Genomic DNA, 23,307 nt, shown 5'->3' with positions numbered 1-23,307 from the left:
GGGTGCGTCCCGAGATCATCGGGACGCACCCGCACGCCGGGGTGATGAGCCGGTGGGCTCAGCGGACGCTGACCATCGCCGTCCGCAGGGTCCGCTCACCGTGGCGGTAGCCCTTGCGCAGGACCGTCCCCAGCACGGGCTCGGATCCCTCGGATTCGTCCTGCACGGCCTCGTGGAGGGCCGGGTCGAACGGATCGCCCTCGTTGCCGAAGGACTCGACACCCTGGGATGCCAGTAGCGCGCGGACCTTGTCGGCGAAGACCTTGAGCGGCCCCTCGGCGAGGTCGCCGTGCGCCTCGGCCCGGTCGAGGTCGTCGACGATACCCAGCAGCTCGGTGAGGACCGAGCCCTTGGCGGTGTCGATGATCGATTGGCGGTCACGTTCGACGCGGCGCCGGTAGTTGGCGAACTCCGCCGACACCCGCTGCAGGTCCGCGGTCCGCTCGTCGAGCTGCGCCTGCAGCGCGGCGGCCGGATCGTCCGCGGGAACGTCCCCGGTCGGGGCGCCCCCCGCGTCAGCGGCATCGGCTGCGGTGCCGTCGGCATCGCTGTCGGTCAACGGCGGGGCGTCGTCGACGATCTCGGCCTCGACCGCCTCGGCGGCCTGCTCGGCCTCGTCGTCAGCGCCGGCCCACGCCGCCTTCTCGGAGGCGTCGGTCTGCTCGGGGCGGGTCACTTGGACTCACCCTTCGACTCGTCCTCGTCGACCACCTCGGCATCGACCACGTCGTCGTCGGCCGAGCCCGCACCCGACGCGTCGCCGGCCTCGGCACCCTCGGCCGCGGAGGCCTCGTAGATGGCCTGGCCGACGGCCTGCGCCTCGGTGTTGACCTTCTCGACCGCGGACTTGATGGCGTCGACGTCCGAGCCCTCGAGGGCGGTCTTGGCGTCGGCGATCGCGGCCTGGAGCGACTCCTTCTTGTCGGCCGGGATCTTGTCCTCGTTCTCCGAGACGAACTTCTCCGTCTGGTAGATCGTGGACTCGGCCTGGTTGCGGGCGTCCGCCTCCTCGCGACGCTTGTGGTCCTCGGCGGCGTGCTCCTCGGCGTCCTTGATCATCTGGTCGATCTCCTCCTTGGACAGGCCGGAGCCGTCCTGGATGATGATCGTGTTCTCCTTGCCGGTGCCCTTGTCCTTGGCGGTCACGTGGACGATGCCGTTGGCGTCGATGTCAAAGGTGACCTCGATCTGCGGCACGCCACGCGGCGCGGGGGCGATACCGGCGAGCTCGAACGAACCGAGCAGCTTGTTCTGCGCCGCCATCTCGCGCTCGCCCTGGAAGACCTGGATCTGCACGGACGGCTGGTTGTCGTCGGCGGTCGTGAAGGTCTCCGAACGCTTGGTCGGGATCGTGGTGTTGCGCTCGATGAGCTTGGTCATCACGCCACCCTTGGTCTCGATGCCCAGCGACAGCGGGGTCACGTCGAGCAGCAGGACGTCCTTGACCTCACCGCGGAGCACGCCGGCCTGCAGCGCGGCACCCACGGCCACGACCTCGTCCGGGTTGACGCCCTTGTTGGGCTCCTTGCCGCCGGTGAGCTCCTTGACCAGGTCGGTCACGGCGGGCATACGGGTCGAACCGCCGACCAGCACGACGTGGTCGATGGAGCCGACCGAGATGCCGGCGTCCTTGATCACGGCCTGGAACGGGTTGCGGCAGCGATCGAGCAGGTCCTGCGTGATCTTCTGGAACTCGGCGCGCGAGAGCGTCTCGTCCAGGAAGAGCGGGTTCTTGTCCGCGTCGACGGTGATGTACGGGAGGTTGATCGAGGTGGACTGCCCGCTGGACAGCTCGATCTTGGCCTTCTCGGCCGCCTCGCGCAGGCGCTGCAGGGCCATCTTGTCCTTGGTCAGGTCGATGCCGTTCTGCGCCTTGAACTTGTCGACGAGCCAGTTGACGATCCGCTGGTCCCAGTCGTCGCCACCGAGGTGGTTGTCGCCCGAGGTCGCACGGACCTCCACGACGCCGTCGCCGATGTCGAGCAGGGAGACGTCGAAGGTGCCGCCACCGAGGTCGAAGACCAGGATGGTCTGCTCCTTGTCGCCCTTGTCGAGGCCGTAGGCCAGGGCTGCCGCGGTGGGCTCGTTGACGATGCGCAGGACGTTGAGTCCCGCGATCTGACCGGCGTCCTTGGTGGCCTGACGCTGGGCGTCATTGAAGTAGGCCGGAACGGTGATGACGGCGTCGGTGACGTCCTCACCGAGGTAGGACTCGGCGTCGCGCTTGAGCTTCTGCAGCGTGCGGGCGCTGATCTCCTGCGGGGTGTAGGTCTTGCCGTCGATCGAGTCCGACTTCCAGTCCGTGCCGATGTGGCGCTTGACCGAGCGGATGGTGCGGTCGACGTTGGTGACCGCCTGGTTCTTCGCCGGCTGACCGACGAGGACCTCGCCGTTCTTGGCGAACGCGACGACCGACGGGGTCGTGCGCGCGCCCTCGGCGTTGGCGATGACCGTGGCGTCGCCGCCCTCGAGGACCGCGACGGCCGAGTTGGTGGTGCCGAGGTCGATGCCTACTGCACGTCCCATGATGTTCTCCTTCTACTGACGTGTACGGGTTCTCTCTAAGCGGACCCGGCTCAAGGCTCGGATCGATGGCTCCACCCTGCCTGCCGGTGGCCTGCCGCGTCAACCCGAGTTGAGCCTGGCCCGCTGAGGTTTGTCGCCCCGTATAACCCCCACTCTGTCGAATCCATTCCGGCGGTGGCGCAGCTCACACCATTGATTGAGCCCGCCGGGCTCAACAACGGGAAGAGCGCCCCGGCCGCCGCCTCTCGGCGGTGCGGCTCGGAGCGCTCTTCGTATGGGAAGGGGAAGGTGCGGGAAGGAGAAGGAGGTACGACGACGACGAGGTCCGCCGTCACCCGGATCAGATCAGATGACACCCTGCGCGAGCATGGCGTCGGCGACCTTGCGGAACGCGGCGATGTTCGCCCCGGCCACCAGGTCACCCGGGGCGCCGTACTCCTCGGCGGTCGCCGCCGCGGTGGCGTGGATGGAGGTCATGATGCGGTCGAGCTCGGAGTCCACCCGCTCGAAGTCCCACAGCAGCCGACCGGCGTTCTGCCGCATCTCGAGACCGCTGGTGGCCACGCCGCCGGCGTTGGCGGCCTTGGCGGGCCCGAAGAGGATGCCGGCCCGGTGGATGACCTCCACCGCCTGCTCCGTGCACGGCATGTTGGCGCCCTCGGCGATCACGCGGCACCCGTTCTTGGCGAGCGTGCGCGCCTCCTCGGCGTCGAGCTCGTTCTGGGTGGCACAGGGCAGCGCGATGTCGCACTCCACGTCCCACACGGAACCGGTCTCCAGGTAGGTGCAGTTGCCCCGCTCCCGGGCGTAGGCCGACAGCCGTTCGCGGCGGACCTCCTTGACGTCCAGGAGCAGGTCCAGGTCGAGACCGTCCTCGTCGTGGACGTAGCCCTGACTGTCCGAGCAGGCCACGACGGTCGCGCCGAGCTGGGCCGCCTTCTTGGCCGCGTAGATCGCGACGTTGCCGGAGCCGGAGACGACCACCCGGGAGCCCTCGAGGCTGTACTCGGTGTCGCGGAGCATCTCGCGGACGAAGTAGACGAGCCCGTAGCCGGTCGCCTCGGTGCGCGCCCACGAGCCGCCGTAGCCGACGCCTTTGCCCGTGATGACGCCCGCCTCGTTGCGGCCGGTCACCTTCCGGTACTGGCCGTACAGGTACCCGATCTCGCGCCCGCCCACGCCGATGTCACCGGCCGGGACGTCGAGGTCGGCACCGATGTGGTGCGCGAGCTCGGACATGAAGGACTGGCAGAAGCGCATCACTTCCGCGTCGCTGCGGCCGTGCGGGTCGAAGTCCGAACCGCCCTTGCCGCCGCCCAGGCCGAGACCGGTGAGGGCGTTCTTGAAGACCTGCTCGAACCCGAGGAACTTCAACGTGTCCTCGTCCACGGACTTGTGGAAGCGCAATCCGCCCTTATACGGGCCGAGATCGGAGCTGAACTGCACACGGAAGCCCCGGTTGACCTGGACCGCGCCGGCGTCGTCGACCCACGGCACCCGGAAGGACACCACGCGCTCGGGCTCGATGATCCGCTTGAGGATCCCGCCCTCGACATATTCCGGGTGCTGCTTGACCACGGGTGCGAGCGACTCCAGCACCTCGTGCACGGCCTGCCGGAAGAGGTGCTGTCCGGGATTGCGTCGCACCACGGTGTCAAGGGCGTCGTGAAGTGCGGCGTCAGCGTCGGACATGGGACCTCCGGGTAATAAGTCTTTGGTGATGACGCGTACGTCGTTGCCGAAGAGGCAGCCTAGCGGTAGGGCCCGCGATTCTCCGACTCAGCGTCGTCACATCAATCGACAATCGAATCCCACTAATCACACGTGTCACACTGGACTCACTAATCACATCTCCGTAATCTGAGCCGCGACAACCCGAGCCACTGCCGGTCGACGCGCCGTCGCCCAGCCGTGCATTCCGGAAGGCCATCATGCGTATCACCTCGAAGTTCGCCGCCGTCGCCGCCGCCGCGGCACTGGTGGTCACCGCGACCCCTGCCGGCGCGGCCCCCTCCCCCACACCCGGTAACCCGGCTCCGTCCGCCTCCCGACCCGCCGTCGCACAGCCCCTGCCGGCGTTGGCCGATGCCCTCGGTCCGGAGCTGACCTCACTCGTCGAGGCACTGCGACGTGATCTCGGGCTCACTCCCGAGCAGTTCCTCGCCCAGGCCGGCATCGGGGAACGTCTGGCCGAGGCCCGTCCCCGGTGGGAGCAGCAGTTCCGTCAGTCGTTCGGCGGCGTCTGGCTGGACGAGGAGGGCACCGGCCTGGTCGGCGTGGTGGCCGGCGCCGCCGGAGACGAGCTGCGCGACGAGGCCACCCGGTCTGGGTTCACGGTCAAGGATGTGGCGCTGACCACGATTGAACTCGAGGCGCGCGAGCGTCAGGTCATCAAGATCATCGAGGGCACCCCCGAGGACATGCAGGACCTCGTCACCGACGTCCGCGTCGATCCCACCCGCAACGCGGTCGTCGTCACGACCCGCGGCGGCGAGGCCGCGCAGCTCGGCAACCTCGACGCCCGACTGCGGGACCTCGCCGAGATCGACATGATCGAGGCCCCTGACCCGGCGTTCGACACGGCCCCGTTCGGCAGCGAGGGGGGCACCGGGTCCGACGGCGAGCCGACCGTCGACGGCATCGTGCCGGCCACCACCCGCGCGGACGACCCGGACGGGACCGGCGCGGCGCCCGGTAGCGGCGGCGACTCCGGCTCGCTCGGCAGCCTGGCCCTGCTCAATGACGCCGGCCTCGTCCCCGAGGGCCCCATGCGCACGGTCATCGACCTCCTCGCCGGCCTGACCCCCGGCACCGGGTCGATCATCGACGGGATGATGGCCCAGACCATGGTCGACCCCGGCACCCCCGTGCCCGAGGACCAGCCGCGGGCCATCGAATCGGTCCCCGCTCCGGCGGGGCCCGTCACGGGCGGTACCGGGTACCAGGTGGGCGTCCCGGGAGGAATCCTCGAGTGCTCGACCGGGTTCAACGGTGAACTGGACGGCAAGCCCGTCGTCATCACCGCCGCGCACTGTGCCGGCGCCGACGGCACCCGCGCGGCCCTCGCCGACGGCGAGGAGTTCGGCACCATGACCCGCAGCGAGCGGGAGGGCATCGACACCGCCCTCATCGCGGTCGACGACGACGTGGCGGACCGGTTCCGCACCAACCTGGTGGGAGACGGGCCGGACAGCACCCAGGGGATCATCGGCACCGCGGACCCGGTCGTCGGCCAGAAGGCCTGCAAGACGGGGTTCCGGACCGGCTTCTCCTGCGGCACGATCTCGCAGGTCGGCACGACAATCGACGTGGCGGGCACGCGCACCATCTCGAACGCCTTCACCGTGGACCTGTGCGCCCTGCCCGGCGACAGCGGCGGCGTCGTCTTCTCCGGCGACCGGGCCCTGGGTATCTCGAGCGCGTCCAACGTCGCGGACTCCGTCACCTGCGCCGACGCCGATGCCGTGGCCCGGACGGCCGGGTTCACCCCGCGCCTGTCGGCCGTCCCGATCGCCGACGTCCTCGCCGCACACCCCGGGCTGACGCTCCGGACCAACTGATCCTCCCCTTCCACGCGGGCCCCGCCTGCGAGTGGAGTCTGCTCCGGTAAGGGCAGCCTCAACTCGGCAGACGGGGCCCGCGTGGCTTACCTTTGACCTCGACACAGTCGACGGGCGCCCACAGGGTCCTATGAGTGCTCGTGCGTCGAGAAGTGCGACGAAAGGCCGCGAACCATGTCAGGCGTGACCATCACACTCGGGACGATCGGCGTCCTGCTCAGTCTGTTCTGCTGGGCATCCTTCATAGGCGGCGTCACCCGCATGGTGCGCAGCCTGTTCCTGGGACAGAAGGACGGATTCGACCGGCTGCGGCCGATCCTGCCCCGATTGAAGAACGTCATCGTCGAGGTGGGCGCCCACACCCGGATGGCCCGCAAACGTTCGGTGGGCTTCTTCCACTGGTTCGTCATGGTGGGCTTCCTGCTCGGCTCGATCGTCTGGTTCGAGGCCTACATCCAGACGTTCAACCCCCGCGGCGGCTGGCCCTGGCTGTCCGACCAGGTCTGGTGGCACGCGATTGACGAGTTCCTGGGCCTGGGCACCGTCATCGGCATCACTGTCCTGATCATCATCCGCCAGGTCAACCAGCGGAAGGGCCTCAACCGCTTCGAGGGCTCCGACCGTAAGGCCGCGTACTTCGTCGAGATCGTCGTGCTCCTCGAGGGCCTCGGCATGGTCTTCGTCAAGGCCGGCAAGCTCGCCCTGCAGGCCGAGGAGGGCCACCACTTCCACTGGGCCACCGACTGGGTCTCCGGTCCGCTCTCGACCCTCCTGCCCGCCAACGAGCTCATGGTCTCGATCTTCGCGCTGATCAAGCTGCTCTCGGGCATGGTCTGGCTGTACGTGGTGGGCCGCAACATCACCTGGGGCGTCGCCTGGCACCGCTTCGCGGCGTTCTTCAACATCTACTTCAAGCGTGAGGCCGACGGCCGCACCGCGCTCGGCCCGCTCAAGCCGATGACCATGGACGGCGTCCCGCTGACCATGGAGAAGGTCGAGGAGCTCACCGAGGCCGACGAGGACTTCGAGCCCAAGCTCGGCGCGGGCGCCATCGAGGACTTCTCGTGGAAGGGCTGGCTGGACTTCTCCACCTGCACCGAGTGCGGCCGCTGCCAGGAGCAGTGCCCCGCCTGGAACACCGGCAAGCCGCTGAGCCCCAAGCTCATGATCATGTCCCTGCGCGACCACGGTGCCGCGAAGGCGCCGTACCTGCTCGCCGGTGGGCAGACCACGATGGGCGAGGAGACCGGACTGGTCGACGCCGAGGGCAACCCCGACGAGGCCAAGCTCGCCAAGATCCCGGAGGCGGCCCGCCTCGAGGCCCAGCGCCCCCTCGTCGGTCACACCACAGCGGACCTCTCCGACGACCCGATGGCCGCCGGCATCATCGACCCCGAGGCCCTGTGGTCCTGCACCACGTGTGGCGCCTGCGTCGAGCAGTGCCCGGTGGACATCGAGCACGTCGACCACTTCATCGATATGCGCCGCTACCAGGTCCTCATCGAGTCCGAGTTCCCGACCGAGCTCGCGGGCCTGTTCAAGAACCTCGAGAACAAGGGCAACCCCTGGGGCCAGAACAACTCCGGTCGCGACGAGTGGATGAACTCCCTCGACTTCGAGATCCCCGTGATCGGCAAGGACATCGAGGACTTCGCCGACACCGAGTACCTGTTCTGGGTGGGCTGTGCCGGCGCCTTCGAGGACCGCGCCAAGAAGACCACCCAGGCCGTGGCCTCGCTGCTGCACACCGCCGGTGTGAAGTTCGCGGTGCTGGGCCAGGGCGAGACCTGTACCGGCGACTCGGCCCGCCGCGCGGGCAACGAGTTTCTGTTCCAGATGCTCGCCCAGCAGAACATCGAGGTCATGAACGACGCGTTCGACGGCGTGCCCGCCGCGCAGCGCAAGGTCGTCGTGACGTGTGCCCACTGCCTCAACGCGCTGAAGAACGAGTACGGCGACTTCGGCGGCGACTACCAGGTGGTCCACCACACGCAGCTGCTCAACCGTCTGGTGCGCGAGAAGCGCCTCGTGCCGGTGGCCCCGATCGACGGTGGCGTCACCTACCACGACCCGTGTTACCTCGGCCGCCACAACCAGGTCTACGAGGCCCCGCGTGAGCTCATGGACGGCTCGGGCGTGACCCTCACGGAGATGCCCCGTCACGGCCAGCGGTCCATGTGCTGTGGCGCCGGTGGCGCGCGCATGTGGATGGAGGAGACGGTCGGCAAGCGGATCAACATCGACCGTGTCGACGAGGCCCTGTCGACCAAGGCCACGAAGATCGCCACGGGCTGCCCGTTCTGTCGCGTGATGCTCTCGGACGGGGCCACCGCCCAGACCGACGGCACCGAGCAGGAGGGCCAGGTCGAGGTCGTGGACGTCGCCCAGCTGCTCCTGGAGTCCGTCTCCCGTGACGGCGGCCTGCCCGAGCCTCGCGAGGCCGCGTGGCTGGAGCAGCCCACGCGTGAGAAGACGAAGGCGGAGAAGGAGGCCGAGCAGGCCGAGCGCGACGCCGCCGAGGCGGAGTCCGCCACGGCCGCCGCCCCCGCTGCCCCGGCCGAGGCCGCGCCGGACAACGCCGTCGTCGACGAGGGCGAGGGCGCGGAGGTCGCCGCCGCCGGCACCGGTGGCGCGGCCAGCGCGGCCGAGGCCGGCCCGTCGGCCGCCGATTCGACGGGCGCACCCAAGTCGGGTGGCCTCAAGCTCGGTGGCGGCGGCAAGGCCCCCGGCGGCCCCAAGGCCCCCGGCGCTCCGAAGGCCCCCGGCGCCGCCGGGAGCGGCGAGTCCGCCACCGAGGCCCAGTCCGCGGTGAAGGACGCCGAGCGCACGGAGGAGACCCGCGAGGCCGCGCAGGGTTCCGCTCCGGCCACCACCGGCGCTCCCAAGCCGAGCGCCGGTGCGCCGAAGTCCGGCGGGCTCACCCTGGGTGGCGGGGCCAAGGCTCCGGGCGGCACGAAGGCCCCGGGCGGCGCGAAGGCCCCGGGCACGGCCAAGGCAGCGGCGTCCGAGCCGTCCGCGGGCGAGTCCGCCGCCGCGCAGACCGAGACCGCCGATGCCGGGTCCGCCACGGACACCGCACCGGCCGCGCCCGCGAAGCCGGCCGTCGGCCTGGGCCTCAAGGGTGGAGCTAAGGCGCCCGGCGCACCCAAGGCACCCGGTGCTCCGAAGGCACCCGGCGCTCCGAAGGCCGAGCCCGCCGCCCCGGCGACCGAGGCCCCGGCGAAAGCCGAGCCCGCCGACACTGCCGACACCGCCGAGTCCGCGACCGGTTCCGCCGACCAGGCTGAGTCGACGTCGACCGAGTCCACCCAGGCTGAGTCGACGCCGACCGATGCCCCGGCGAAGCCCGCGTCGGGTGGGGCGATCCCCCGCTCGAAGAAGTCCGGAGGTTACGGCCTCTCTCTGGGCTGACGCCCACCGGACGCCACCGCGGCCCGTGATCAGATCTCCTGATCACGGGCCGCGGCGCATGTGGACGTTCCCCGGGGGGAGGGCGTACGCGCGTCCGCTCGCGACGCCGCCCTCAACCGCTCCCGCGCCTGGCGCCCAGGGCGCTCCCGCAGATGTACTGCACGAAGGTCGCCGCTCCTGAACATGGCGTCTGGCCTGCCCTTCGGCGGGTGCGAGACGCCATGCCCGCGGGCGGCTGGAGCTCCAGCCGGCGAACGCGTAGAAACGTGCCACCGCCGGGCGACGTTCATGACATTTCCTGCGGGGCCACGGTGCTCTCCTTCGGCGCCGGGCATGGTGCCGCCATGCCCCACCGGACATACGCCCTCCGCGACGCGGGCCACAGCGACCCGAGTGGCACAATCGCAAGGTATGACGCCTGAGACCACGGGACGAACGCTCCACCAGCTGCGCACGCTCGACCAGTCCTCCAAGCTCAAGGACGTCCTCTACGAGATCCGCGGGCCGGTACTGGCCAGAGCCCATCAGCTCGAGGCCGAGGGTCACCGCATCCTCAAGCTGAACATCGGCAACCCCGCGCCGTTCGGGTTCGAGGCGCCGGACGTGATCATGCGGGACATGATCGCCGCGCTCCCCCACGCGCAGGGCTACTCGGAGTCCAAGGGCATCCTGTCGGCCCGCCGGGCGATCTTCACGCGCTACGAGCTGGTCCCGGACTTCCCTCGTCTCAGCGTCGACGACATCTACCTCGGCAACGGCGTGTCCGAGCTGATCACGATGACCATGCAGGCGCTGCTCGACGACGGCGACGAGGTCCTCATCCCGGCGCCCGACTATCCGCTGTGGACCGCCATGACCTCGCTCGCGGGCGGCAGGCCCGTCCACTACCTCGCTGACGAGGACGACGACTGGAACCCGTCGCTCGAGGACATCGCCTCCAAGATCACCCCGCGCACCAAGGCCATCGTGGTCATCAACCCCAACAACCCCACCGGCGCGGTCTACTCGCGTGAGGTCCTGCAGGGGATCGTCGACCTCGCCCGCGAACACAGCCTGCTCATCCTGGCGGACGAGATCTACGACCGGATCGTCTACGACGAGGCCGAGCACACCTCCATCGCCACCCTCGCCCACGACCTGCTCGTGCTGACCTTCAACGGACTGTCCAAGACCTACCGCGTGGCGGGCTACCGGGCGGGATGGCTGGCGATCACGGGCCCCAAGGCGCACGCGGCCGGCTTCCTCGAGGGGTTGGAGCTCCTCGCGTCCACCCGACTGTGCCCGAACGTCCCGGCGCAGCACGCCATCCAGGTGGCGCTCGGCGGCTATCAGTCGATCAACGAACTCATCGAGCCCGGCGGCCGGCTGCACGAGCAGCGGGGCATCGCGTGGGAGAAGCTCAACACGATCCCGGGCGTGAGCTGCGTCAAGCCCATGGGCGCGCTGTACGCCTTCCCCAAACTGGACCCGAACGTCCACGAGATCCACGACGACCGGCTGTTCGCCCTCGACCTGCTCGAGCAGGAGCGGATCCTCATCACCCAGGGCACGGGTTTCAACTGGCCGGACCCCGACCACTTCCGGGTGGTCACCCTGCCCGCCTCCCGCGACCTGGGCGTGGCGATCGAGCGGATCGGCAATTTCCTGGCCTCGTACCGGCAGTAGCCCGGGTGCCGCGTCGGCCGGTGTCAGGTCGGCCGGGGGTCAGGTCGACGGGTGTCCGGAGCGCATCGACGGGACGACCCCCGGCCCGGCGGGGGCCGTCCCCGTGCGGCGGGTGGCGCCCTCCACCGGCACCCCGCGTCCGAGTGCGCGGTAGGTCCAGCCGGCGGCGCGCCAGCGGTCGGCGGGCATGCAGTTGCGACCGTCCAGCAGGACCCGGCCGCGCGCCACCCCGGTGACCGCGGCCGGGTCCAGCTCGACGAACTCGGGCCACTCGGTGGCCACCAGCACCACGTCGGCGCCCTCACAGGCGGCCAGCGCCGACTCGGCGTACGTCAGCGTGGGGAACAACGCCCGGGCGTTGTCCAGGGCCTGCGGGTCGTACACCACGGTGCTCGCGCCCTTGAGCGAGAGCATCCCCGCCACGTTCAGCGCCGGCGAGTCCCGCACGTCGTCGGAGTTCGGCTTGAACGCCGCCCCCAGCACCGCGACGGTCTTGCCGATGACCGTCCCGCCGCACGCCTCGACGGTCAGGCCCACCATCCGCTCGCGTCGGCGCATGTTGATCGAGTCGACCTCCCGCAGGAACGTCATCGCCTCGTCCGCACCCAACTCGCCGGCGCGGGACATGAAGGCCCGGATGTCCTTGGGCAGACAGCCACCCCCGAACCCCAGGCCGGCATTGAGGAAGCGCCGCCCGATCCGCTTGTCCATGCCGATCGCATCGGCCAACACCGTCACATCGGCGCCGGCGGCCTCACACACCTCCGACACCGCGTTGATGAAGCTGATCTTGGTCGCGAGGAACGCGTTCGCGCTGACCTTGACCAGCTCGGCCGTGGCCAGATCCGTCACGATCACCGGGCACGGATCCGCCTTGAGGATCGGCGCGTACGCCTCGGACACCAGCTCCCGCGCCGGCCCCTGTGCACCCTCACCGCCGGCCAGGCCGATCACGATCCGATCCGGTGTCAACGTGTCGGCCACGGCGAAGCCCTCGCGCAGGAACTCCGGGTTCCACACCACCTCGACCCGCACCCCGTCCGGGGCGCGGGAATCGGCGATCTGTTGCAACCGCGCGGCCGTTCCCACCGGCACCGTCGACTTGCCCACCACCGCCGCGTCCGCGGACAGCAGCGGCGTCAGCCGCGCCACCACGTCCTCCACGTACGAGGTGTCGGCGGCGAACTCGCCCTTGCGCTGCGGGGTCCCGACCCCGATGAAGTGCAGGTCGGCGAACGCCGCGGCCTCGGCGTAGTCGGTGGTGAACCGCAGCCGCCCCGACTCCACGTGCCGCAGCAGGATCTCCGGCAGACCCGGCTCGTAGAACGGCACCTCGCCCCGACGCAAGCGTTCGATCTTGGCCTCGTCGACGTCCACCCCCAGCACCTCGTGGCCCAGCTCGGCCATGCAGGCGGCGTGGGTGGCGCCGAGGTACCCGGTCCCGAACACGGTCATACGCATGGCGCTGTTCTACCCCGTCGACGCGGCGCGGCGGGAACGGACTGGTGAACGAGGGGCGAGTAACAGTCGCCGGGCTGCCGTCGTCCGCCGGGTCACCGGAAGTTCAGGTACGCCTTGGAGGCGGTGGGGCCGCGCTGGCCCTGGTACTTCGAGCCCACGGAGGCACTGCCGTACGGGGTCTCGGCGGGACTGGAGAGCCGGAACAGGCACAGCTGGCCGATCTTCATCCCGGGCCACAGCGTGATGGGCAGGTTCGCCACGTTCGACAGCTCGAGGGTGATGTGGCCGTCGAACCCGGGGTCGATGAAGCCGGCGGTGGAGTGCGTGAGCAGCCCGAGTCGACCGAGCGACGACTTGCCCTCGAGCCGGCCGGCCAGGTCGTCGGGCAGGCGGAGTCGCTCGAGGGTGGCCCCCAGGACGAACTCGCCGGGGTGCAGGACGAACGGGTCCCCCTCGGCGGGCTCGACCAGTTCGGTGAGCTCGTCCTGCTGCTGCGCGGGGTCGATGTGGGTGTAGCGCGAGTTGTTGAAGACCCGGAACATCCGGTCGAGCCGGACGTCGATGCTCGACGGCTGGATCAGCGCGGGGTCGAGGGGGTCGATGCCCAGCCGCCCGTCGGCGAGCTCGGTACGGAGGTCACGGTCGGAGAGCAGCACGGTCCTGAGGGTACCGCGCGCCCCCGGCGAGCAACCGGAGCTGGGTCCCCAGCTCGGCGACGTCTGTGCAGGCCTCGGCGAACGGCAGCCGTTCGCGCCGCGCGCGGCCCTCGCGGTCCGTCAGCTCGAGGTCGACGCCGGCGCGGTCGATGCCGATCAGGAGGGGGCGCTCGGCGGGCAGGCACCGGCAGACACGCAGGGCCAGCCGCGGCACCACCTGGCAGCGCGGATCGTTGAGGTGGTCGAGCCAGTGCCCCTCGAGGTCGGTGAAGGGGTCGGGCCCGGAGGTGGCGAGGTCGTCGAGGGCGATGTCGGTGACGCCGGAGTCATCGGTGAGCAGGATCCGCTCCGTCCGGAGCCGGACGAGCGCCGACTCGGATCCGACCCCGAGCAGGGCCGAGTCGGGCAGGTCTCGCGCGATGCGGGTGGCGGCGTGGCGTTGGGCGCGCGCGTCGATCTGTTCGACCAGTCCGTCGACGACGACGAGGCGGCGACACCGGCCCCGGGCTGCCCCGCCGAGGATCTCGTCGAGCACCTCGAGACGGGCGTGCACTCCCCCGGACGGGATCGCCGCGGCGTCGGCCGTCGGGATGACGAGGCTGAGGTCGGCCGTTCCGGAAGTCCGGTGCGCGAGCGCGACCGCGGGAGTGGCGTTCACGCGGGAGCCGGCGGTGGGAGCGGGGAGACTCAGCGTGGCCCTCGCGCAGCGCCGCAGTGCCGAGCTCGCCCGTTCGGCCGGCTCGGGAACGGGTCCCACCAGTGATCGCATGCCTTCGCCCTCTCGTCATCGCGGTCCCGGCCTTTTCCGTTCCGGCGCCTCAGGGGTAGTGGCGCCGGAACGGAAAACACCGGAGCGGGGACGTGACTACCCGCAGCGAATAACTTAGGTAAGGCTTACCTGTAAAGACAAGGGCTTTCAGCGAATTCTTGTGAAGTGATTCACCGCGTCAGCGCGGAGAGTTGGGCGAGAACGTCGTCGGAATCGGCGCAGACCTGCGCGAACGGGAGTCTGACGAGGTCGCGGAACCCGCCACCGGTCGATCCGATGCGTAGGTCGACCCCGTACCGGTCGATCGCGACGATCCGCGGATCCGTGCCCGCGATCTGCCGCCCGGCACGCAACGCGAGACGGGAGGCGAGCCCGGTGTCGGCGGCGAGGCGGTGCAGCCAGACCTGCTCGTCGACGCCGATCGGGTCGACCGCCGCGGCGGCAAGGGACGCCCGGGGAACCACGTGGACGCCGTCCGCGGTGAGGTAGGTGATCTCCAGTGGCTGCAACTCGCTCAGGCGGAGCGACCCGCCCTCCGAGTTCGGGCCCGTCCCGCCCCCGTCGGCGGTGACCAACCTGCGCCGACGCGCCGGGGACGAGGCCGTCACGATCCCGGAGAGGGTGACAACTCCCCGGGCGACAGCGCAGTCGTCGTCGTCGCCCCCGGCAGCCCGCCCCCCACCACCGGCCCCTCCGCGTCCCGCACCACACGACGCGGGTCGGCCGTCGAGAGCGAACGACGGGCGCGGCTCGGAACCCCGGCACCGACCGGTACACACCGTGTCGACGATCTCGACGGTGGCGGTGGCCCCGGCGGCCGCGACCCGGTCGACGTCACCGGCCTCACGCGACATGCCCCCCACGTCGACCACCAGGACGATCACCCCGTCGTCCCGGACGCGCGCCGAGCGCAGCGGCCGCCTGAGCATGCCGGCCTCGATGGCCCCGGCCGCACCGCGGGCGAGCACCGTCCGTACCCGCTCGGCGATCGGCCGCTCCATGGCCTCGTGCACGTCCACCACGCACCTCCTGCAGGGCTGAGCCCGCGGACCGGCCATCCGGTCGCACAAATCGGACTGTCCTCCAGTTCAGCGCATGGCACGCCCCTTTCGTTCCCGAACCGACCCTCGAAACCACGTGAGACCTGCCACATCCCGGCGCCCTCCCGGCCCGGCGACCCCCCGGAAGCGCCTGGCGGATATGCACCGACCCCCGCTGACGTGGTGAAATAGGCGCATGGACGAGATCAGGGACGAGCCCTCGAGGTACTTCTGGCGCTGGACCCAGTGGTCGTGGGTGTGTGTCGGCGTCGCCGTACTCATCGTGCTGATGGGGATCACCGGCGGCGGATCGGTCACGCCGTGGATCATCGGCGCGATCGCGGTGGCGGTGATCGGGGGCGTGGCGTTCGGATTCGTCCCCCGCGCGTCGCTCAACCAGCCCAAGCGGCCGATGACCACGGGCGCGAAGCGCAAGTCCGCCCGGAAGTGACCCCACCGCGCCTGCGGCCACCGGGGCTCGTGCTAATCTGAAGCCGCCTCCAGCAGGCACTGCCGATGTAGTTCAATGGTAGAACTTCTGCTTCCCAAGCAGACAGCGCGGGTTCGATTCCCGTCATCGGCTCCCTCGCCCGAACCGGGCCATTCTGCGGGGCACCTCCACCAGCGAGGTGCCCCGCAGTTCGTTGTTCCGGCCCCGTCCGCACCGGCCGTCCGCACCGGCCGCCCGCTCCTGCCATCCCGCCCGGATGAGCACCCGACGCCCCCGGCGCCACCTCCCCCGCTTGTACATCGTGCACTAACGCAAACGTGAAGTTCGTCACATCTACCGATGTGCGGCCCGCCCGATCTCCGTAGTGTCCGAGATCACACAGGTCGCCGACGAGGAGTAGATGTGCAGCCCGGATACCTCCCCAGAACACTCGCGGAACGCTTCGGCGACGCCCCCAGCATCCGTGACGACGCGACCCGAATGTCCTTCCGCGAACTCGACCGGGCGGTGACCTCGGTGGCCGCGCAGTTCAGCGAACACGGCGTCACCAGCGGGGACGTGATCGCGGTGATGCTCCCCAACCGGAGCGAGCTGGTGATCTCCATCTTCGCGGCGTGGTACCTCGGCGCAGCGGCCACCCCGATCAACCCGAACTTCACGCACGACGAGGCCGATCACCAGATCAACGACGCCGACGCCGTGCTCGTCGTGAACTCCACCGCCGACTCCCCCTCCGGCGGGCGACCGGCGATTAGCGTCGATGACCTAAGGACGTCGGGGAACGGTGCGCAGCTCGACCCCGTCGACCTGGCGGACGACGACCTCGCCCTGGTGATCTACACCAGCGGATCCACCGGGCGTCCCAAGGGCGTCATGCTCACCCACGCCAACGCCACGGCGATGTCCCGGACCATGGCCGACACCATGCGGATGACCGCCGAGGACCACTGCCTGCTGGTCCTGCCGCTGTTCCACGTGAACGCGTTGATGGTCAGCCTCCTGGCTCCCCTCCAGGTCGGCGCGCAACTGACGATCATGGGCGGCTTCGACGCCCAGAAGTTCTACGACACCGTCGAGAACCTCCGGCCCACCTACTTCTCCGCCGTACCCACCATCTACGCACTGCTGCTCACCAGGGCGGAGGGCCGGCAACCGGACATGTCCTCGCTCCGGTTCGCCGTCTGCGGCGCTGCTCCGGCCACGCGGGAACTCCTCGCGGCGGCCGAGGAGTTCTTCGACGTGCCCATCCTGGAGGGCTACGGCCTGACCGAGGCCACCTGCGCCTCGGCGGTCAATCCGATCGACGGCCCGCGCAAGCCCGGGACCGTGGGGCCGGCACTGCCCGGCCAACGTATCCGGATCGTCGACGACCTCCTCCGCGACGTACCCACCGGACAGACCGGGGAGGTACTGATCACCGGGGCCGTCGTGATGGCGGGCTACCTCAACATGCCGGAGGCCACCGCTCAGACGATCGTCGACGGGTGGGTGCGCACCGGTGACGTGGGCCGGCTCGACGAGGACGGCTACCTCAGCATCGTCGACCGGCTCAAGGACATGATCATCCGCGGCGGGGAGAACCTGTACCCCAAGGAGATCGAGAACGCCATCGGCAGCCTGCCGGGTGCACTCGAGGTCACCGTGGTCGGCCGCCGGGATGACGTGCTCGGTGAGGTCCCCGTGGCCTTCGTCGTCCCGTACCCGGACGTGGAACTGACACCCGACGCCGTGATCGCGCACTGCCGTGACCGCCTCACCCGGGTGAAGGTGCCGGTCGAGGTGACGATCACCGCGGCACTGCCCAAGAACCCGGTCGGCAAGATCGACAAACCGCGCCTGCGCACCTCGCTCGTCGCCTGACCCCTCAACCCTCGTTCCCTGAACCCTCGTTCCCTCAACCCTCGTTCCCTCAACCCGACCCGAGAAGGAGTCCCCCATGGGGTTTCTACAAGCCGATGTCCCGGACGTCGATCCGGCCAAGTTCGAGTCCATCCCCACGATGGAACGGATGAAGTTGCTCGCTCACCACTGGGTGGAGTTCGGATTCGGTGCGCCGAAGATCATGCACTCTGTACCTCGTCAAGGGGCTGGTCTTCTTCCTCGGCGGCTGGCTCATCATCGGGCTCACCACGCCCGGACTCCCGCTGACCGACCTCGGTGCGTGGTGGGGCGAGGTGATCGTCTACCAGAAGGCGATGATCTGGGTGATCCTCTGGTCCGCCACCGGGTTCAACGAATCGTGGGGCCCGTTGGCGTTCAAGTTCAAGCCCAACACGGCAGGGTACCGCTACTGGATGCGAACCGGGACGCTGCGGCTCCCGCCCTGGCCGGACAAGATCCCCTTCACCAAGGGAGACGAGCGTAAGGCCATCGACGTCGCGCTGTACTTCGCGATGCTCGCCACCCTCGCGCTGGGCCTGGTCCTGCCCGGTCAGCAGACCGCCGCCGCCTACAGCGAGGCCGGACTCGTGCCGCTGTGGCCGTTCGTCACGTTCGTCGCGATCCAGCTGGTGATGGGTCTGCGGGACAGGGTCACGTTCCTGGCGTCGCGTCCCGAGCAGTACTCCGTCATCATGCTCGGTTTCGGTGTTCTCACCACCTTCGGCGCCGGCCACGTGGACATGATCATCGTCGCCAAGATCGCGATGTTCGCGGTCTGGTGGGGCGCGTTCATCTCCAAGCTCGGCGTCCACTTCACGCCCACCGTGCAGACGATGCTCACCAACGGCCCGCTGATCAAGTCCAAGGCGCTGCGCCGGTCGCTCTACCGCAACGCGCCCGAGGACCTCATGCCCACCAAGGTGGCGTTCTTCGCCGCGCACGTCATGGGCACGATCGTCGAGTTCGTCGTCCCGCTCGTCCTGCTCTTCACCACCAACTGGACGGTCGCGGTCCTGGCCGCCGCGTTCATGATGTGCTTCCACGTGTTCATCTACTCGATGTTCGCGCTGGCCATGCCGCAGGAATGGAACCTCTTCTACGTGTTCGCGACGCCGGTGGTCTTCCTCGGCTTCTTCGCCGGCGACGGGTACGCCCTGTGGGACGCCAGCAGCGTATGGGTCGTGGTGATCGCCGCGGTGCTCACCCTGACCGGCCCGATAGTCGGCAACTTCCGACCCGACAAGATCTCGTTCCTCATCGGAATGCGTCAGTACGCCGGCAACTGGGCCTCCTCCACGATGGCGTTCCGCAACAACGGGTGCGAGGCCAAGCTGGACAACCCGGCCTTCGTGACGTCCATGACGTCCCCGCACAACCAGCTGTCGGCACTGTTCGGCCCCGAGGGCGCCGAGATCTTCCTGCAGAAGACCACCGCGTTCCGGATGATGAACACCCAGGGCCGCGGCCACATGTCGATCATGCCGTCGGTCCTGGACAGCATGGAGAACTACCGGTTCCGCGAGGGCGAGGTGCTGTGCACCTTCTTCTCCGGGTGGCAGTTCGGAGACGGGCACCTGTTCGACGAGCGGACGATCTCGGCGGTGCAGAAGCGGTGCAACTTCGAGCCGGGCGAGTTCATCAGCGTCTGGACCGAGTCCCAGCCACTGCACAAGAAGACCATCGAGTACCGCGTGATCGACGCGGCGCTCGGGGTCCTCGAGCGTGGCCACTACGACGTCCGGGACGTGGTCACGGAGCAGCCATGGCTTCCGAACGGGCCCATCCCGTTCACCGTGACCTGGCGCCACCCGGAGTACCTGCCGGCCGATCAGCGGGCGTCCGCGAGCGTTCCCGCCTCCCCCGGCGCCGAGGGCCCGCTCACGGACACGTCCCCCGCGGGCGGTCGCGACGAGTCCACGGTCGGGATGAGCTGAGTTCATGCCCACAGCGATCATCGTCGGTAGCGGGCCCAACGGCCTGGCAGCCGCGTTGACACTGGCCGCCGATGGAGTCGATGTCACCGTTCTGGAGGCATCCGACTCCATCGGCGGCGGCACCAGGTCCGGCGAGATGACCTCGCCGGGCCTGCTGCACGACCAGTGTTCGGGATTCCACCCCCTCGCCGTCGACACCGCCTTCAGCCGCCGGTTCGACCTCGAGGCCCACGGCCTACGGTGGGCGCTCCCCGAGGTCCAGTACTCGCACCCGCTGGACGGTGGCAGGGGTGCGGCGGTCTGGAAGTCGGTGGACCACACGGCCTCCCGACTCGGCGACGACGGGGAGTCCTACCGACGGATGTTCGGAGCCCTCACCGCACGCTTCCCACAGATCGCCGAGGAGTTCCTCCAGCCCCTCCTGCACGTCCCGGACCATCCCCTCGTCCTCGCCCGCTTCGGGGCCTACGCCGCCATGCCTGCCAGCGTGTTGGCCCGCCGGTGGCACACCGACGAGGCGCGGGCCCTGTTCGGAGGCGTCGCCGCACACGCCTTCCGCCCGCTCGGCTCGGTAATGTCCTCGGCGATCGGCGTCGCCCTGGGTACGGCCGCACACCGGTTCGGCTGGCCGGTGGCCGTGGGGGGTTCGGCGACGATCGCCACCACGATGGCGTCGATGTTGACCTCGTACGGCGGCCGGATCGACACCGGGGTCACCGTCCGCGACCACCGCGAGCTGGGGAACCCGGACATCGTCATGCTCGACACCTCTCCTGCCGCCGCTGCCGGGATCCTCGCCGGCGTCATACCCCGCAGGGTCGACCGCGCCTTCCGCCGCTTCCGACACGGGCCCGCGGCGTTCCAGGTCGCCTTCGCGGTCGAGGGCGGCATCCCGTGGTCCCACGAGCCGTCCCGGTCGGCCGGCACGGTCCACGTGGGGGGCACCTTCGCGGAGATCGCCGCAGCCGAGCGGCAGGTCGTCCGAGGGGAGATGCCGCAGCGGCCCTTCGTCCTGGTCGGCCAGCAGTCCGTCGCCGACCCCGCCCGCGCGAGGAACGGGCTCCATCCCGTCGACGCCTACGCCCACGTACCCACGGGGTGGACGGGCGATGCCACCCAGACGATCATCGACCAGATCGAGCGATTCGCCCCCGGGTTCCGCGATCGCGTCCACGAGATCCACACGCGCTCGACCCGTGAACTCGAGGATCACAACGCCAACTACGTCGGCGGGGATATCTTGACGGGTGCCAACGACCCCCGCCAGTTGGTCTTCCGGCCGCGGGTCGCCCTCGACCCCTATTCGACCGGCGTGCCCGGCGTCTACATCTGCTCGGCGGCCGCCCCGCCCGGGGCGGGCGCCCACGGAATGGCTGGGTGGAACGCCGCGCGTTCCGCCCTGTCGTACCTGTCCGGACGGTGATCACGCAGGAAGGACACGGCGGGACCTGAGCCACCAGACGGACCCGACCCCGCCCGCACACATGCTCAGCACAACACCGCAGGATCCCGAGCGCCTCCGCGAACTGACCCGCCGCATAGGTCTGAGGCTCAGTTCGCGGACCGCGGCCATCTCCGACAGCATGACCGCGGCCATCGAGGACGCCATCGGCGAACTCACCGATGAGGACACACACTCGGCTCTGCACGCCAGCGTGACGAACAACGTCGAGGTCATCATCGACATGCTGTCGCACACCAAGGACGCACACGACCTCCCTCCCCTGCCCGACGCGGTGCACTACGCCGTCGCGCTCGCCCGCAGGGACGTCTCGAGCGCCGCACTGCGGCGGGCCTATCACGTCGGTTCCGACTGTCTCCTGGCCCATGTGTTCGACCAGGTGCAGGAGGTCGAGTGCGAGGACCACGAGAAGCTGCCGCTCTACCACCACCTCGCCGGATGGCTGTACCAGTACGTCGACGAGATCACCCGGACCGTCATCGCCGCACACGAGGAGGAGGTGCGCTCCTCCCACGACCGGGCGGCGCGGTCGATCAACTCGATCGTCAACCGGGTCCTCGACGGCGAGGGCATCGACCCCGCCGAGTTCGAGCGGGTGACGGGATACCGACTGAACCAGGTGCACGTCGGGTGCCGGGTGTGGATCGACGACTTCGGCGCGTTCACCGATCAGTCCCGATTGCTCGAGAGCGTCGTGGACAGTCTGGCCGGGCAACTCGGCGACCACCGCCCGCCGCTGATGATCGCCACCGGCCGCGCCACGGCCGAGGCCTGGTTCGGCATGGAGGGCCGTCGCCTCGCCGTCGACACGGGAGTCCTCGCGCCGATCGCCGCGGCGACCCCCGCGGCCCGGATATCCTTCGGCGCGCCCGGTGCCGGGGTCGAGGGGTTCCGCACCACCCGCACACAGGCAGCGCTCGTCGGCACGATCGCGCAGGTGTGCACCGGCGACGAGGCGCGTGTGGTCTCGTACGCGGACGACGGGATCCCCGTCATCGCCCGACTGGCCGAGGACCTCGCGTCCACCCGGCGATGGATCCGCGAAGTCCTCGGCGGCCTGGCGAGGGACACGGACGACGCGGCGAGACAGCGGGAGACCGTCCGGGTGTTCCTGGACTCGGCGGAGAACTACTCGGAGACGGCGTCCCGGCTGCTCCTGCACCGCAACACCGTGAGGTACCGACTGACCAAGGCCGAGCACGAACTGGGCCGGGAACCGGGGGCCAGGCGCCTGGACACCCACCTGGCTCTCACCCTCTGCCACGTGCTGGGCAGCGTGGTCCTGATCGCTGACGACGGCACGCCGGCGGGCTGAGCACACTCACCCGTGCCGGACCGGTCGGGCGCCGCTGGGAAGTCGGGCGCCGTCCGGAATCAGATGCGGTCCGGAGTCGCGGCTCCGGGACTCGGGCGCTCAGTCGGCCTTACCGTTGTCCCCACCGCGGCGGCGCAGGAGCTGGAATCCGGGGATGCCGGCGACCGCCTCGAGGCACTGTTGCGCCACCTCGAGGATCTGGTGGACCTCGGGGGCAACGGTGTCCAGTGAGGCCAGGACCGGCATGACGTCGTTCTCGAGGGTGTCGCCCAGCGCCGGCAGGTGGTCGATGAACTGGATGACCGCCTTGACCTCGTCGGGGTCGACCGACTCGAGGACGTCGTCGGCGATCGGCTCGAGCAGTCGGATCGTCTTGTCCGCCCACGCCAGGACCTCGGTCATCCGGGTCGCCACGACACGAGCGGTCTCCACGTCCAGGTCGGCGTCCACGAGCAGTGCCTCGATGACCGGCTTGACCTGCGCGAAGGTGGAGTCCGCGAAGTCGACGAGCGGGACGACCCGTTCGATGAGCCCGCCGGCGTCGAGGACCAGATCGTCGGCGGTGTCCACCGTCGTCCAGACTCGAGCCACCACGCCCTCGGCGGAATCGATGGTGCTTCCCACCCGCACGACAACGCCCTCGGCGGAATCGATGGTGCCGTCCACGCGCCGCACCACGCCCTCGGCGGAATCGATCGTGCCGTCCACGCGCCGCACCACGCCCTCGGCGGAATCGATCGTGCCGTCCACGCGCCGCACCACGCCCTCGGCGGAATCGATCGTGCCGTCCACGCGCCGCACCACGCCCTCGGCGGAGTCGACGGTCGAGCCCACCCGGCCCACGATCCCCTCGGCGGCGGAGACCGTGTCGGCGACCTCGTCGACGACCCGGTTGGCCCTGGCCACCGTGGTGCGGACACCGTCGACCGTGTCGACGGCGGTGGCCAAGATCCCGTCGATCTGGCGCACGGTGCGGTTGACCTCGTCGAGGAGGTCCTGGATCCGGACGACCACGTCCTCCACGTCCGCGAGCAGCACGAGGACGCGGGCGGGCAGCATCAGCAACTCCCTGGCCATTCTCAACTCCCACTCCACGACACGGAACGCCGTTCCCACCACGGAGGAAGCGGAGGGAACGCGGAGCTGGATGTCTGCCATGCGCTGATTGTGCCTGAA

General features: G+C 69.8%; 15 protein-coding genes, 1 tRNA gene and 1 pseudogene. 9 read left to right on the top strand and 8 right to left on the bottom strand.

The features are described 5' to 3' along the window. Nucleotides 1-58: 58 nt before the first annotated feature. The 3 genes from grpE to gdhA all read right to left on the bottom strand — a co-directional run bounded on the left by grpE (nt 59) and on the right by gdhA (nt 4,218). On the bottom strand, nt 59-676 hold the full coding sequence (gene grpE / locus Q2K20_RS01510; protein ID WP_096906701.1) for a nucleotide exchange factor GrpE: 618 nt from the start codon (nt 674-676) through the stop codon (nt 59-61). Beyond that, nucleotides 673-2,526, bottom strand: a complete 1,854-nt coding sequence (dnaK, locus tag Q2K20_RS01505) for a molecular chaperone DnaK (protein ID WP_069388613.1) — start codon at nt 2,524-2,526, stop codon at nt 673-675. The genes grpE and dnaK overlap by 4 nt, the downstream gene beginning before the upstream one ends. Before the next feature lie 345 nt (nt 2,527-2,871). Then, nucleotides 2,872-4,218 carry an NADP-specific glutamate dehydrogenase gene (gene gdhA, locus Q2K20_RS01500; protein ID WP_069388614.1) on the bottom strand — a complete coding sequence of 449 codons (1,347 nt, stop codon included), beginning with the start codon at nt 4,216-4,218 and terminating at the stop codon, nt 2,872-2,874. A 239-nt stretch (nt 4,219-4,457) separates the two neighbouring features. On the opposite strand from gdhA, the gene Q2K20_RS01495 reads away from it, so the two are divergent. The 3 genes from Q2K20_RS01495 (at nt 4,458) to Q2K20_RS01485 (ending at nt 11,162) form a co-directional block, all read left to right on the top strand. Then, nucleotides 4,458-6,086 (top strand): S1 family peptidase, encoded by a 1,629-nt coding sequence (locus tag Q2K20_RS01495; protein ID WP_096906700.1) that lies wholly within the window; start codon nt 4,458-4,460, stop codon nt 6,084-6,086. A gap of 174 nt (nt 6,087-6,260) precedes the next feature. After that, the gene (locus tag Q2K20_RS01490; protein ID WP_317176552.1) at nt 6,261-9,497 is read left to right on the top strand and encodes a heterodisulfide reductase-related iron-sulfur binding cluster; all 3,237 of its coding nucleotides are present in this window, start codon (nt 6,261-6,263) and stop codon (nt 9,495-9,497) included. Nucleotides 9,498-9,908: 411 nt separating this feature from the next. Beyond that, complete coding sequence (locus tag Q2K20_RS01485) at nt 9,909-11,162, top strand: pyridoxal phosphate-dependent aminotransferase (protein ID WP_317176551.1); 1,254 nt, start codon at nt 9,909-9,911, stop codon at nt 11,160-11,162. Between the two features lie 39 nt (nt 11,163-11,201). On the opposite strand, the gene Q2K20_RS01480 is transcribed toward Q2K20_RS01485, so the two are convergent. The 4 genes from Q2K20_RS01480 to Q2K20_RS01465 form a co-directional block, all read right to left on the bottom strand. Next, nucleotides 11,202-12,623 carry a UDP-glucose/GDP-mannose dehydrogenase family protein gene (locus tag Q2K20_RS01480; protein WP_317176550.1) on the bottom strand — a complete coding sequence of 474 codons (1,422 nt, stop codon included), beginning with the start codon at nt 12,621-12,623 and terminating at the stop codon, nt 11,202-11,204. 92 nt (nt 12,624-12,715) lie between these two features. Then, nucleotides 12,716-13,279, bottom strand: coding sequence for a dCTP deaminase (gene dcd / locus Q2K20_RS01475; protein WP_067719486.1), 564 nt, complete (start codon nt 13,277-13,279; stop codon nt 12,716-12,718). Further along, nucleotides 13,260-14,048 (bottom strand): hypothetical protein, encoded by a 789-nt coding sequence (locus tag Q2K20_RS01470; RefSeq protein WP_119192918.1) that lies wholly within the window; start codon nt 14,046-14,048, stop codon nt 13,260-13,262. The genes dcd and Q2K20_RS01470 overlap by 20 nt, the downstream gene beginning before the upstream one ends. 170 nt (nt 14,049-14,218) lie before the next feature. Next, the gene (locus tag Q2K20_RS01465) at nt 14,219-15,070 is read right to left on the bottom strand and encodes a DUF2470 domain-containing protein (RefSeq protein ID WP_283466916.1); all 852 of its coding nucleotides are present in this window, start codon (nt 15,068-15,070) and stop codon (nt 14,219-14,221) included. Between the two features lie 214 nt (nt 15,071-15,284). Between Q2K20_RS01465 and Q2K20_RS01460 the strand changes: the two genes are divergently transcribed. From Q2K20_RS01460 to Q2K20_RS01430, 6 genes and pseudogenes are all read left to right on the top strand, one after another. Continuing rightward, a complete protein-coding gene (locus Q2K20_RS01460; protein WP_067719492.1) occupies nt 15,285-15,539 on the top strand; it encodes a hypothetical protein in 255 nt (84 codons plus the stop codon). 61 nt (nt 15,540-15,600) lie between these two features. Then, a tRNA-Gly gene (locus tag Q2K20_RS01455) sits at nt 15,601-15,671 on the top strand. 270 nt (nt 15,672-15,941) lie between these two features. Further along, entirely contained in the window at nt 15,942-17,399 is a 1,458-nt protein-coding gene (locus Q2K20_RS01450) for a class I adenylate-forming enzyme family protein (protein ID WP_241504613.1), read from the top strand. Between the two features lie 76 nt (nt 17,400-17,475). Continuing rightward, nucleotides 17,476-19,354 (top strand): annotated as a pseudogene (locus tag Q2K20_RS01440) (DUF3556 domain-containing protein). Between the two features lie 4 nt (nt 19,355-19,358). Continuing rightward, nucleotides 19,359-20,777, top strand: a complete 1,419-nt coding sequence (locus Q2K20_RS01435; protein WP_269503724.1) for a phytoene desaturase family protein — start codon at nt 19,359-19,361, stop codon at nt 20,775-20,777. Between the two features lie 61 nt (nt 20,778-20,838). Then, nucleotides 20,839-22,131 (top strand): PucR family transcriptional regulator, encoded by a 1,293-nt coding sequence (locus Q2K20_RS01430; RefSeq protein WP_096906695.1) that lies wholly within the window; start codon nt 20,839-20,841, stop codon nt 22,129-22,131. A 99-nt stretch (nt 22,132-22,230) separates the two neighbouring features. Here the strand turns inward: Q2K20_RS01430 and Q2K20_RS01425 are convergent, their stop codons facing one another. Beyond that, complete coding sequence (locus Q2K20_RS01425; RefSeq protein ID WP_317176549.1) at nt 22,231-23,289, bottom strand: methyl-accepting chemotaxis protein; 1,059 nt, start codon at nt 23,287-23,289, stop codon at nt 22,231-22,233. Nucleotides 23,290-23,307: the final 18 nt, after the last annotated feature.

It is taken from the genome of Dietzia sp. IN118 (genome assembly GCF_032905965.1).
Taxonomy (GTDB): Bacteria; Actinomycetota; Actinomycetes; order Mycobacteriales; family Mycobacteriaceae; genus Dietzia; species Dietzia kunjamensis.
This window is presented reverse-complemented; position numbering and strand designations above follow the sequence as displayed.